The sequence below is a fragment of the Streptomyces sp. NPDC052107 genome (genome assembly GCF_040680215.1).
Classification (GTDB): domain Bacteria; phylum Actinomycetota; class Actinomycetes; order Streptomycetales; family Streptomycetaceae; genus Streptomyces.
On sequence record NZ_JBFAWG010000140.1, the window covers coordinates 1 to 12702 of the forward strand.

Annotated in this window: 7 protein-coding genes and 2 pseudogenes; 2 read left to right on the forward strand and 7 right to left on the reverse strand. The window is 68.3% G+C overall.

All coding sequences use genetic code 11. The features are described from left to right. Nucleotides 1–476: 476 nt before the first annotated feature. From AB0M27_RS44175 to AB0M27_RS44185, 3 genes are all read right to left on the reverse strand, one after another. The gene (locus AB0M27_RS44175) at nucleotides 477–878 is read right to left on the reverse strand and encodes a hypothetical protein (RefSeq protein ID WP_365731369.1); all 402 of its coding nucleotides are present in this window, start codon (nucleotides 876–878) and stop codon (nucleotides 477–479) included. 76 nt (nucleotides 879–954) lie between these two features. Then, nucleotides 955–7356 carry a DNRLRE domain-containing protein gene (locus AB0M27_RS44180; protein ID WP_365731371.1) on the reverse strand — a complete coding sequence of 2134 codons (6402 nt, stop codon included), beginning with the start codon at nucleotides 7354–7356 and terminating at the stop codon, nucleotides 955–957. A 566-nt stretch (nucleotides 7357–7922) separates the two neighbouring features. Next, nucleotides 7923–8168 (reverse strand): hypothetical protein, encoded by a 246-nt coding sequence (locus AB0M27_RS44185; RefSeq protein ID WP_365731383.1) that lies wholly within the window; start codon nucleotides 8166–8168, stop codon nucleotides 7923–7925. Between AB0M27_RS44185 and AB0M27_RS44190 the strand changes: the two are divergent. After that, nucleotides 8131–8718 (forward strand): annotated as a pseudogene (locus tag AB0M27_RS44190) (MAB_1171c family putative transporter); the annotation flags it as partial. The gene AB0M27_RS44185 and the pseudogene AB0M27_RS44190 sit on opposite strands and share 38 nt — an antisense overlap. A 17-nt stretch (nucleotides 8719–8735) precedes the next feature. Here AB0M27_RS44190 and AB0M27_RS44195 read toward each other — a convergent pair. The 4 genes from AB0M27_RS44195 to AB0M27_RS44210 all read right to left on the reverse strand — a co-directional run bounded on the left by AB0M27_RS44195 (nucleotide 8736) and on the right by AB0M27_RS44210 (nucleotide 12243). Continuing rightward, nucleotides 8736–9977: an ATPase, T2SS/T4P/T4SS family gene (locus tag AB0M27_RS44195; RefSeq protein ID WP_365731375.1), complete on the reverse strand. Its 1242-nt coding sequence runs from the start codon at nucleotides 9975–9977 to the stop codon at nucleotides 8736–8738. Then, complete coding sequence (locus AB0M27_RS44200; protein ID WP_365731377.1) at nucleotides 9974–10831, reverse strand: hypothetical protein; 858 nt, start codon at nucleotides 10829–10831, stop codon at nucleotides 9974–9976. Before AB0M27_RS44200 ends, AB0M27_RS44195 begins: the two co-directional genes overlap by 4 nt. Then, a complete protein-coding gene (locus AB0M27_RS44205) occupies nucleotides 10828–11403 on the reverse strand; it encodes an SAF domain-containing protein (RefSeq protein ID WP_365731379.1) in 576 nt (191 codons plus the stop codon). The genes AB0M27_RS44200 and AB0M27_RS44205 overlap by 4 nt, the downstream gene beginning before the upstream one ends. A gap of 204 nt (nucleotides 11404–11607) precedes the next feature. Then, complete coding sequence (locus tag AB0M27_RS44210) at nucleotides 11608–12243, reverse strand: hypothetical protein (protein WP_365731381.1); 636 nt, start codon at nucleotides 12241–12243, stop codon at nucleotides 11608–11610. Between the two features lie 187 nt (nucleotides 12244–12430). On the opposite strand from AB0M27_RS44210, the pseudogene AB0M27_RS44215 reads away from it, so the two are divergent. Continuing rightward, nucleotides 12431–12571: pseudogene (locus tag AB0M27_RS44215) on the forward strand (GntR family transcriptional regulator); the annotation flags it as partial. Nucleotides 12572–12702 lie beyond the last annotated feature (131 nt).

The following is a 12702-nucleotide window of genomic DNA, read 5'->3' on the forward strand; positions in this document are numbered from 1 at the left end:
ATCGACTTTCTTCGCCGATCGTTGATCCTCAAGAGTCCCGTTGCCTCGTTCAACCCCCTTGACCAGGCCGCTCACGGCTAAATGCAGCGGTGTTGGCCTCTGGTTCAGCGGACGATCTTGTGAGAGAGACCTGTCCTACCAGGGGCTTCATGTCTTTCCGCAACCCGGGGGCCGCACCCGCTCGCCAGCGACGCCACCGATCGCCCCGGCCCCACAGAGATCGTCTCGCTGATAAAACCTCACTGAGGGCCACTGTCAGAAGCAGCAAGTCCAGACAGGCGTCCTCGTCGCTCGGTCGCCGAAGGCCAACCCCGAGAAGACAGAGCGAATCCGGAAGCTCAAGGCCCATTTCGCACGTCAGGAAGCCACGGCGACCGAGAATCCGAACTCGGCCAACGGAATGAGAAAAGGCGCCCGACCTGGGCTGTTGCCCTGTCAGGCGCCTTGCACTCGCCCCCCCCCCGCAGCCCCTGTGGCTAGCAGGAAGCGTGATCGTTGTCGACGGCGTCGAGTTCCACGGTCACGCTGCCCTGGTGCAGCAGCAAGAGCGAATCGCTCGCCCAGGTTCCGAAGGACTTATGCAGTTCGACGGTGAATGATCGGTCGGGTTGATGGTTGATCCTGGTTGTCCAGCCCGCGCCGCGGGCAATCGCCGCGATGCTCTGGACGCTCTCGGTGGCCGCCTTCGCATGGAAATCCTCCGAGTAGGCAGGCGGCAGTTCCATGGTGCATTTCCAGCGAGTGACCGGATTGTCCGGCTGTCCCAGTTCTGCTCGGAAGGCCGTCAGGATCGGGTCCTTTCTGAGGACGGCGATCCGGGCTTTGACCTGGGCGTCCGGTTGAGAGCGGTACCACTCGGCGATGGCCAGTGCGGCCACCAGGAGCAGGACGCAGATGACTGCCTGCCGGCGACGCGAGCGAGGCCAGAGCCGTCTCGGCAGCCGCACTGCGCCATCACCCATAACACACCCTCGCCTGGTAACCCACATAACGCGGCACATAGGCGTCCCCGTAGCAGGCCTCCAGCCACGACCACCAGACAACGGTCCGGGCGAATGCCCGCCCGCCGCGCGAATAGTGGTAGTAGTGCATGACCTCGCCGACTTCGATGCCGATGTTGTTGTTGTGCAGCGCCATGTATCTGGAATCGTTGCCGGAGAAGTCCTCATGGCGTTGCCCCGCGGCGCGTGCGGTTCCCGCCCCCACATCGTAGGAGAGGAGTGCCATCCACAGGATGTGCTGGAAGGCATCGCCGTAGCTGCGACCGTTCACGCTGCCGAAGAGATACGTGGCCTCGGAGCGTGCGGCGTAGGCGTCCGCTGCGATGTAGGCGCAGATCCGCCAGTGCCAGGGCCAGTAGCACCAGTGCCGCTCGGCCGAAGTGCTCTGCGCGATGTTGCCGTCGTCGTACCGGCCGCTCAGATCGGTGCAGTTGACCGGGTCACCCGAGCAGTAGACGTAGTCGTTGGCGCCGCCGCCCGGTACGGGGTCGACCGACAGGAAGCGCCCGAGTGCCGGGTTGTAGAGCCGCGCGCCCATCAGAACGTCCTCGGTGGGCGTCTCGCTGGAGACCTCCTTGCTGCCGAGCCAGTCGTAGCGGGTGCTGGGGGTGGTGGCGATCGGGTTGCCGTACTCGTCGGTGGCCGTCACGGTCACCGACGCGCCCGCGTCGTTGATCGGCAGGGACATGGTGATGTCCCCGTGCAGATCACTGAGTTGCAGTGTGATGTCGCCGTTCGACGAGGAGTAGCTGGCACCCAGATCCCCGGTGATGTCGGCGATCTGGCGGGTGTAGGCGCCCGATGTGCTGTTCTCGAGGGTCCAGGAGGGAGCGCTGGAGGAGCCGTCGTAGTGGTTGGTCCTCGACGCGGTCTGCGTCCAGGTGCCGGTGGCGTCGGACTCGGTGGTGTAGGCCCGGATGCGGCCTGTCGGGTCGGTCAGCCAGGTGGACCTGCCGGTGCCCTTGGTCTGCTGGTAGACGAGGTCGTTGACGTAGTAGGCGGTGGTGGTGCCGCCTGGTTCGGCCGTGGTGCGGCCGAAGGCGTCGTAGGTGTATCCGCTGGTGACCAGCCGGTCCGCGCTGTCGTAGCTGTAGGTGGTCGCCGTGCCGCCGCTGGTGGGGCAGCTCGGGGTGGAGCCGTCGAGGGTGGTTGTGCCCACGGCGGTGGTCAGTGAGGTGCGGTTGGAGTCGGCGTCGAAGGCATAGGTCCGCTGCGTGCAGGTCTTCGCCTGGCCCTGGATCGCCGTCTCGGCCACCGAGGTGAGCCGCCCGGCCGCGTCGTAGCCGTAGCTGTCGTCGACGCCGAGCCCGCCCGAGGTGGACAGCGCGTGGCCGGCCTGCTGCCCGCTCGCGGAGAACGTCGCCTGGTCGCTGACCAGCACGTTGCCCGACGAGTCGGTGTAACTGCGGGCGGTGGTACGGCCCGTGGTGTCCAGGGTCTGCTGCATCGTGACCGAGCCGGGCATGGCCTCGGTGGCCAGGTTGCCGTCGGCGTCGTAACCGGCCGTGAAGGTGCCGGCGTTGGAGTCGGTCTGGGAGGTGAGCAGGCCGCGCGGGTCCTGCGCGGTGTCGTAGGTGTAGGTGGTCGTGGACGGGGCGGAGTCGGTCACCTTGGTGGGCCGGTCCAGCGCGTCGTACTGGGTGGCCGCGGTGTTGCCGTCGGCGTCGGTCGAGCTCATCAGCCGGCCGAGCTGGTCGTAGGCCTGGCTGACGCTGCGCCCGTCTGTGCCATTGGTCGACGACTCCTGGCCGTTGCCCGGGTCGTAGTCGGTGGTGGTGGTCTGCACCGCTTGGCCGACCCCGCCGGTGATCGTCACCTGGACCGGGCGGTCGGCGCTGTCGTGCGAGGTGGTGGTGGTCCGGGTGACGCCGTTCGCGGTCTCGGTGACGGTGGCGACCGTTCCGTACATGTCGTAGGTGGTCGTGGAGGTCACCCGCTGGGCCGGGTTGGAGCCGCCGCCGGTGATGTTCGCGGCCGGCCCGGTCTGGCAGACCAGGTCCGCCCATTCCGGGTGACCGCCGCAGGGAGCCGAGCCGGTGGCCGTGTAGTAGCTGGTCGTGGTCGTTCCGGCGTCCGAACCGCTGGAGGCGGGCAGGGACGTCGAGGTCGTCGACCCCTGGCTGTTGTACGCCTTGGTCGTGGTGATGGCCAGACCGGTCGGGTCGGTGACCGACCTGACCGGCTTGCCGAGGGTCCAGTCGTAGTAGGTCTTCACGGTGCGGGTGTCGGCGTCCGAGGCGTATCCCGGGATGCTGATGCCGGTGACCGTCGTGGTGATCTCGTCGGCGACGTTGGCGCTGCCGTCGGTGGGCCGGCCCTCGTCGAAGGTGTTGTGGATGTGGGCCCGTGCCGCCACCACGGTGCCCGCGGCGAGCGCGGCGGACGATCCGGAAGCCGCGACCGCGTGCTGCAGGGTGACCTGGTGGGTCGGCCCGTAGGTGTCGGTCTCGTCGAGACCGCTCGCGTCGTAGACGTACTGGGTGGACAGGGCTGTCGCGCGCTGGGCGGTGGTCATCGAGGACAGGCCCAGGGTGACCAGCTCGGCGTTGGCGCTCGCCGCGAGGGCCAGTTCGCGGTTGGACGCGGACAGTTCACGGACGGTCTTGCCGTCCCCGTCGTACTCGGTGGTAGTGATGTGGCCGCCCGGTGCGGCGGTGTTGACCTCACGCCCCGAGACGTCGAGGTAGTGCACGGTGGCCCGGGTGTAGTCGCCGGTGGCCAGGTTTCCCGCTCCGGTGTGGGACGCCGGGGTCTGATCGGGCGGGAAGACCGCGGTCGCGTCGGTGGGCACGTCGCTCTGCGCCCATGCCGCCACGTCCGAGGTCCCCATGGTGTCGGGGCCGCCCGCGCCGGTGGTCAGCGGCACGTCGTACACCAGGTTCGTGGTGGCGGTGCCGTTGGTGGTCGACGCGGTACCGGGCGCCAGGGTCGGCCGGGAGGCGGAGAGCAGCCGGCCGGCGTTGCTGTCGCCGTCGGTGCCCGCGGTTCCGTAGGCGAACGTCCACGGAAGCTGGCCGGGCGGCGTCAGCGCAGTGACCCGGCCGGTGGTGTCGTAGGAGTAGGAGGTGACCAGGTGGGGGCTGATCCGGGGGTCCCAGACCTGGCGCAGCATGCCGCTCGAGTCGTATGCGTACTGGGCCACGACCGTGGACGTCTCGGTGCCGTCGGCCGGGTCGGTGGCCCACAGCACGATCTGGTCGACCTGGCCCGAGTAGTCGCCGAAGGTGCCGTCGGTCGTGCCGGTGGCCGTGGTGGCCGACGCGTAGTCGACTTCCAGCACACGGCAGCCGACAGCGGGGGTGGCCGGGGTCAGGCACGAGGCGTTCAGGTCGGAGGCCGCGGAGGTGGGTGCGGCGATCCGGGCCGGCCGCATCAGGGTGGCGCCGCCCTGGGTCACGGCGTCGAAGCGGTACAGGCTGGCGTTGCCCGAACCGGTCGGCGTGGTCGTGGCCACCGTCCACACCCCGGCGGTGCTCGCTGACTTGGCGAACACCGTCACGGTGCCGTTGTCGTCGGTGAGCGTGTACTTGTCCGCCGAGCCGTTGTAGCTGAGGGCGTACGACTCCCGGCCGGGCTCAGGCGTCCAGGATCCGTCGCTGTTCTTGGTGAAGGCCACCTCGCTGCCGTCCGCCAGCACGAGCTGGACGGCGGTGGAGGTCACCGGGCGGATCTCGGTGTAGGCCGTTGCCGCGTTGGCGGAGACGCCGCCCATGGTCCACTGCGGTCCGAACGGGGCGGCCAGTCCGGTCAGCGATCCGTTGGAAGGGTTCCGGGAGGAGCTGCTGCGGCCGACCGAGATGCCGAACGCCGACGCATCGGTGGCCGACAGGGAGTAGTCGCCCGTCGACAGGTTCACCGTCCCGGGGCCGACCTGAGAGGTCGCCGACTGCGAGGACAACCGGTCCAGGGTGAAGGTGACCGCCGAGGAGTCATAGGTCCCGGAACCGGTGGCGAACTCGCCACGGACCTGCACGGACCCGTCGTCGCCCAGGGTGGAGGCGACATCCCACAGCAGGGACGGAGAGGCCTCGCTGACCATGTTGACCGGCCAGGCGGAGACGGGGTTGCCGCCGTTGGTCACGTTCGCGACCGGGACCGTGGTCCACGCATCGGTGGCCGAGCGCCGGTACTGGAAGGTCACCGACTGCGCGGTGCTGGGCCCGGCCGCGGCCAGGGTGACCCGCTTGTCGGTACGGGTGCCCTCCTCGGGCGCGGTCACGGCTCCCGCGCCCGCGTTGAACTGGTAGGTCGTCGAGGAGGAGAGGTTGCCCGCCAGGTCCCGGGTGGCGACGGTGAGGGTGTGCGAACCGTCGGTCGGCGGGGTGACCGACACCGTCACCGCGCTGCCGGTGGTCGCGGTGGTCGTCGGCATGTTCGCGTCCAACTGCCAGACCACGCCGGAGGTGTCGGAGCCGGAGGCGGGCGGAGTGATGGTGAAGTTGCCGGCCTGGCCGGCCCCGTTCGCCCACGCTCCGGAGGGGTAGTCGGTCGAGGAGACCGTCGGCGCACCCGGTTTGGTGGTGTCGACGGTGAAGACCAGGCCGCTCGGCACGGTCTGCCGGGCCCACAGCGAGCCGTCGTATCCCCACGGCCAGGCCGTGTAGGTGTGGCCGTCCACCAGTTTGCCGGCGGGCACGCTGGCGCTGGAGATGCCGCCCGAGTCCGTCCAGGAGCCGTTGAGGTCCGCGATGACCTGAGTGTTGCCGCCGCCCGTGGTGTCGTAGACGTTCCACTGGGACATGACGTTGCCGCCGTCGGCGTCGGTCACCGTGGCCTGCAGCTGCGGGGTGGTGGTGTTGCTGTACAGGGTGGTGGTGGATCCGGAGACCGCGGAGACACCGGGTGCCGCCGTCGGCGCGGAGGTCATCGGGTACGAGTTGTACGTCACCGACAGATACGGCACGTTGCTGGGCGCGTTGGCCGAGTAGAACCGCTTCCAGCTGTTGGAGTCGGTCTCGTTGGTCGCCCGGATACCAATGTTGGAGTAGCTGTAGCCGTGGTCACCCGCGTACTGCAGCAGCGTGGTGGGATCGATCGACACCCAGCCGGCCGGTATGGAACCTCCGCAGGAGGACGGGTACCCCTTGGTCTGCGTGGTGGTGGCGTACTTCGTCGTCCACGTTGGCTGGTTCGACCAGAGGGTGCCGGAGCCGGCGGCGCCGGTCTGCCACAACTCCCAGGAGTTCTGCACACAGTTGCCGGACCAGTACTCGTACAGGTTCAGCGACGAGGACAGAATCTTGGTGTTGTCCAGCTGGGAGACCGGGAACTGCAGGAAGGAGCGGGCGACATCGGTTCCCGCGTCGTAGGTGCCCAGCTTCAGGTCGGTCGACAGGTACTCGGCCGTGGCGTCGGTGTTCTCCACGAACGTGTCCAGCACGGTGGACAGGGTCGCGGAGGGGTCGACGGTGACCGGGTACCGGGTCGCGGGGTCGGCCAGGAACTTCGCGTCCGGGGTGAGGGTGAGGTCCACCGTGTCGCCGGACTGCTTCATCGACATGGACACCCGCATGCGGTGTGTGTGTTCCAGCGACTTGGCGTCGACCTTGGCGTCCCACATCGCCGGTGCGGGGATGCGTCCGGCGATCTTCCCGGCCGCGTTGGTGAAAGTGATCGATCCGTTCTTCGCCTGCTTGGCGGTCAGACCTTCGGCGGAGACCGGGATGGTGACCGAATAACCGGCCGCCGGACGGGACTTCAGGACGACGTTCTCCTCGAAGCCGGTCCGCGTCGCCTGGACGGTCACGTCCGCGCCCGGTGTGACGTTGGAGTACCGGGCGGTGTCGCCGTGCAGGGAGGGCTTGGGCAACGTGCCTTTCCAGCCCACCGCGACCTTGTGCCTGCCCGTGCCCTGTACGGCGAGAACGGCGTTCTTGCCGCCGTCCGCCAGTCGTAGACCGTCCGGCTGCGCCTTGGGAGCGACCGTGCCGTCAGCGGCCGCCTGGAGCGTGGTGTTCACGTCGACCCAGGCCTTGTTCCGCTTGAACCGGACCGGCGCAGCATAGGAGTTGGTGGTCAGCGAACCGTTGGGGTTGGCCCAGGTCGTCGTCTGGGCGGTCAACTCGTCCAGGATCTCAACCTTGCGCTTGCGCAGTCGCGCCGTGGCGATCGCCGAGGCGACGTCGGAAGCGGTGAGCGGGCCGTTGGCCTTTGCCCGCGTTTTCCCCTGCGGGATGTGCTTCTGCGCTGATTGTTGCCATCTGAGGTTGTCCGCGACTGCCTGTCCTGTCCCGCTCACCGTGGCCGCCGCCTGTGCGGTGAGCGAGAGGACCAGCGTGCCTACGACGCGCAGACTCCAGCGCCGGGACAGCAATCTGGGTGGTCTTCGCCGGGGAATCCCAAGCCGACTGGGCATGGAAGACGCCTCCTTCGAGCCTCGGCGACTCCATGTCGCCCGAGTTCGAGAAGAGGTATATCCGGCCATGATCAATTAGGACTAGCCCGAAAATCGACATGATCAGTTCCGGTTCTGATAAAGACTCAGTTCCCTTAGAGGTGGTTTTCACCTGAAAGTACGCTTTATCCAGGGCTTTTCGATCGCGTGGCATCATCCCTGCGGGCTTGGTGGAGTGGATGTGGCGGATGTGCCGTATGGGATGACGGCTGGGACGGGGTGCGGCTTACGCCTGTCTCATCCCAGGACGCCCGTCGCATGGTCTGTGCTTGCGGTGCGCGCCTGGGCGTGTCAACGGCCAGTTCGATCTCTGCGGGTGCCGATAAATCATCCACCCAGGTAGAGGCCTTGATCGACTGCCTTCGGATCGCGCCCGCTGACCATTCCGATGTCTTCATGCGCACAGACGCGGACGCCATCGTGATCTCGTGATGCTGCGCCTGGCCTACCTCGCCGCGACCAACACCCTGTCGCTCCTGCGCCTGCTGCGGATGAGCGACCGGGACAAAGACATCGAGATCCTTGCCCTACGGCACCAACTGCTCGTACTGCAACGCCAGGTCTACAAGCCCAAGTTCACCGACACCGACCGCGCTGCCCTCGCTTGCCTGCTCCACCATCTGCCGAGGGAGAAGCTGCGCGAGCTCCTGGTGCTGGTACGCCCGGACACGATCATGCGGTGGCATCGCAACCTGCTCAAGCGACAACATACCGCCGACCGCGTACTTCTGGGAGTTGCTCCTCATCCACCAGACCCTGTTCACGGTCAGCATGATCGGCCTGATCCGTCTCTGCTGGCGCTACTCCAAGATCGTCGGCCGGCCTTGGCTGCGCCGCGGCCAGCGCATCGTCACCGTGGGAGCAGTCGCCGGCCTGGGCTACTGCCTGCCCAAGGCCATCTCCCTCATCTGGGACAAGCTCGGCATCTCACCACTCGGCTTCGTCAACTCCGTTGTGACCCCCATGTTCGCCAGCGTCACGGCCGCTCTCTTCGCCGTAGGGTTCACCATGCCCGCCTGGGGCGTCGGCCTCGGCAGGGCCATGGCATGGATATCCGACTACCGCACCTTCCACCGCCGCTACCCACTTTGGCAGGCGATCACCCGTGCCTTCCCCGAAATCGTCCTCGTCGCCCCGCCGGCCTCCCGCAGGGAACTGGCTCGCGACCTCCGGTTCTACCTCGGTCGCCAGGTGATCGAGATACTCGACGGCGAAATGAGACTTCGTCCCCACCATGACCCGGAAATCAATCGCGTGACACGAGAACTAGCGGCGAACCAGAACATCACCGGTGACGAGGCGGATGCCGTCGCAGAAGCCGCGCAAATCGCAGCAGCCCTTCAGGCTCGGTCTACCGGCCACGAGGCCTCAACGATCTGTGCCCCGTCCGCGTCGATGACCTCGCGCACCGAATCGATGACCCGCCGGCCTTCGGCGTCCCAGCCCAGATGGACGACGAAGTGGACCGCGGAGGCCACCATCAGGTTCGTCGCCTCCACCGTGAGGCGTTCCGGGGCCTGCGCAGCGTAGGAGGCGAGTTTGGTGAACACCCCGCGCGAGGTGGAGGCGTGGATGGTGGACAGCGAGCCGTCGTTGCCCTGGCTCATGGCGTTGCACATCGGGATGACCTCGGCCCCGCGGATCTCCCCGACGATGACCCGGTCCGGTGACATCCGCAGCCCCCACCTCACCAGCTCCGCCTGGTCGATGCCGCCCTGCCCCTCGATGTTCGGCTCCCGGGCCTGCATGGCCACCACGTTCGGGTGCGCCACCGGGTCCGCGTCCAGACCGAGTTCGAAGGTGTCCTCAATCGTCACCAGCCGTTCCTCGGGCGGGATCTCGTGAGCGAAAGCCCGCAGCACCGTAGTCTTGCCGACATTGGTGCCGCCGCCGATCACGATGTTCTTACGCGCCCGCACCAGCGCCCGCAGGAATCCCGCCAGCTGCTCGTCGCACACGCCCAGCCGCACCAGCTCCGCCATCGAGGTGGCAGGGAAACGGTGACGCCGGATCGTCAGCGACACCCGCCCGGTAACCGCCATCACCGCAAACAGCCGCGAACCATCGGGGAGCTGCAGGTTCAGACGCGGCATGCCCCGGTCGAAGCGCCGTTCCTCCCCGCCCGTGCGGGCAGCCAGTGTGCGCACCAGTTCCACCAGTTCCTCATCCGAGGCGGCCACCGGTGCCTCACGGCGCCATGTGCCTGCCGCGTCCTTGACCCAGACCACATCGCAGCCGTTGACGCAGATGTTTTCGACTCCCTGATCGGCCAGCAGCCGCTCCTGGCGTCCAGTGCCGAACAGCGCGTCCTTGACCGCCTGCGCGATCCGCTCCTCCATGGCCGCATCCATCAGCTGACCGCCCCGGGCCAGCGCCTGACGCCGCTGCTCCCCCAGTTCCTCCGCGAGCAGAAGTCCGACGGTGGCTTGCCGCGCCGATTCGTCCTCCGCCGGCAAACCGGCCGACTCGCGTTCGCCGGCGTACGCCGCCAGCCGGGCCGCCACGCGCCGGCGCACCAGGTGCGCCACTTCCTGCTCGCCACCACCGGACACCACCCCCGGCGGCATCAGCAGCTCGCTCATGATCCACTCTCCTCGGCTCCCGGCACCCGAACCAGACCCGTCCAGCTCCGGCCAGCCCGTTGCACCGCATATCTCTCGGTCACACGGCCGCCGTCCCTGGCGCTCGTCCTCATCGTGCTCGCCTGCGGATCGGCCAGCTGACGCGCCAGCATGCGCGCGGCGGTCATCAGCGGTGACGGACGGAACCCGGCAATGCGCAGCGCGCTCTGCATGGGGTTGCTCACCGCGGCCACGCCCTTGGCATCCCAGGGCAGGAAGACCACATGCCCGATCCCAAGCGTGTTCGCAATCTCCTCAGCCGGGTACGGGCACGGCCCGACCACGGCCAACGTCAGCCGCCCGGCACACGCGCCAGCGTTCAGGCCATAGGCGGACACGTGCGTCAGAGGCTCGGCGCCGCCACGAGTCACCAGCACGATGCGGTCAGCAGCAGCGACAAGCGGCTCCACGTCATCACCGAGGCGCTCCACATCCAGCACCACGGTGCCCCGGTCGTGTAAGTCTCCCCGCAGCACCCGCTGCCCAGCCTCACCCGCCAGCAGTCGCACAGACTCCCGGCACGGGCCACGGCCAGGCACCGCCGCCACCGCCCGAACCCCGAAAGGCAATTCGCTCGCCGCTCCCAGCAACGAACCCGGATACCGCAGCCGCGCCGCCGCTGCGACATCCAACAGCGAAGGAGCCGACGGTAGACCAAAGCGAATCATCAGGTCACCGCCGGAGGAATCCGCCTCCACCATCACCGGCCGCACCCCGCCATCCGCCTCCGACGGCCACACGGCAGCAAGAGCCAGCGCCGTCGTCGTCACCCCCGGCGCACCGGTGATGGACCCGACGACGATCAGCCGCCTCACGGAGCCTCACGCCCCTCCGCGGGAAGCACCACCACACGCGGATGCTGCAGCTGCGCCGCCCGCCAAGCCGCGCCGGTCTCCACCAACACCGTGACCACCCGCGGCCCACCCGCCGACTCCGGCTCCCGCACCCCCGTCACCGTCCCGGCCACCGTCGACGCCGCCTGCTCCTCGTCGCCCGGCGCTCCGGCGTCGGCCGGGCCGGGAAGGACGGCGACCCGCTCTCCACGAGTGAGGTCCGGTGGCGCACCGCCGGGCTCGATGGCGAACGCCACCTGTGAAAACCCCTTCGGCGGGAAGACAGCGCTTGTGCCCACCTGACCGGGGGCCAGCAGTGATCCGGCAACCAGCGGCACGCTGGCCCGCCGTCCCAGCACCGTGGCCCGGCCCGCGACGGGCACTACGCCCGTCTCCGCGCCCACCTTCGCTACGCGCAGATCACCAGGCTTGAGTACCTGTCCGGCCGGCACATCGCGGGCAAGCACCAGAACCTGATTCCGCTCCCCCATCGCCTGCGCAACCAGGGTGAAACCGACCGCCGAGACAACCACCGCGCCCACTCCGGCCCACACCCAGCCCACCCTGCGCCGACGGGTACCCGTCACCGCCGGCTGCTGCTCCGGGCCGGACTGGCGCGCTCCCGGCACCCGCACTCCGCCGCCCTTCAGGCCCGGAGAAGACATGGAGGTACCCACAACTCACCCCACGATCAGAAGAGTTCCAACGTCCAATCGGCCGACCCCGACGCCAGGGGCCACGCCGCGTGCTTCGAGCCGTCAGCGCGTCACTACGGTCTGCACCTCATCCACCACCAGCCTCCGCTGCGCGGCCATCACCAGCCCCGGGACAACCCCGGTCTGCCCACCGCCATGCCACTCGACATCCCAGGTCACCCGCACCGACACCGTGTACGCCCGGCCCGGCACCGAAGCCCGCTGATAGGTGTAACCGCAGTCCGGCGACGACTCCTGGGGACTGTAGGCATCCGAGTACGGCGTCCCCGGCCCTTGGCACACCACTTGCCCGCCTTCGCCCATCGACCACACCGCCTTCCGCGGCCGCGCCGTCGCCGTCACGCTCACGCCTTCTACAGCAGCCGACGCCGACACCGGCCCCCACGTAGACCCCTCCACCCACATCCACGTCGGCACGTGCACCACCTGCACGAATTCCTCGTCCGGGCTCGTGCGGATCAGCGGCTTCGGCAACTTCAGCCGCTTCACCGCCTCTTGGACGACCACCTCTACGGGCACCTGCTGCCGGCCACCGCCCGGCTTCGGCTTCTCCGGCTTCTCGGGATCGAAGCGCGGCAAGATCCCAATGCCGCCACCCAGGTCGTACTCCCAACCGGTCGACGTGACCGTCGGCGGGCCTTCCGGCCCTCCTCCACCACCGCCGCCGCTGGGCTTCACCGCCCCGCCATGAGTCACCGACCTGTCATTACCCGAACTACCCGGATTCCTTCTGACGCTCTGTGCCTCGGCATCGCAAACCCCAGGTGCGCACGTAACTGCGGAACCTGTGCTCAACCCGTCATCGGCGGCAGCATCACGTGCAGCGAGCAGTACCGCGATGCACAGCACCGCCACGCTTCCAGTCATGGCCATTGATCCGGATGCGGAGATTGATCACGGCGCCCCGCTCACGCCGTACCGGCAACTCGCCGAGATTCTGCGTGCGCGCATCCGGCGAGGAGATTGGGCACCGGGACGCGCGATCGCGTCGGAGACTCAGCTAGTGGCTTGTCACGCCGCCTTGGCCGGGTAATCGACCTGTTGCCCGTCGGCCAGCAGACTGTCTCCAAGATCTGATCTTGGAGGTGGTCGTGGGGCGTCGACCGAGTGTGTTCGTCCGGCCGGTGAGCATGGAGG

What these genes read in the sequence shown, in the direction of transcription:
- AB0M27_RS44180 (WP_365731371.1), bottom strand. Translation starts at nt 7,356, where the DNA reads ATGCCCAGTCGGCTTGGGATTCCCCGGCGAAGACCACCCAGATTGCTG.
- AB0M27_RS44185 (WP_365731383.1), bottom strand. Translation starts at nt 8,168, where the DNA reads ATGCTGACCGTGAACAGGGTCTGGTGGATGAGGAGCAACTCCCAGAAG.
- AB0M27_RS44195 (WP_365731375.1), bottom strand. Translation starts at nt 9,977, where the DNA reads ATGAGCGAGCTGCTGATGCCGCCGGGGGTGGTGTCCGGTGGTGGCGAG.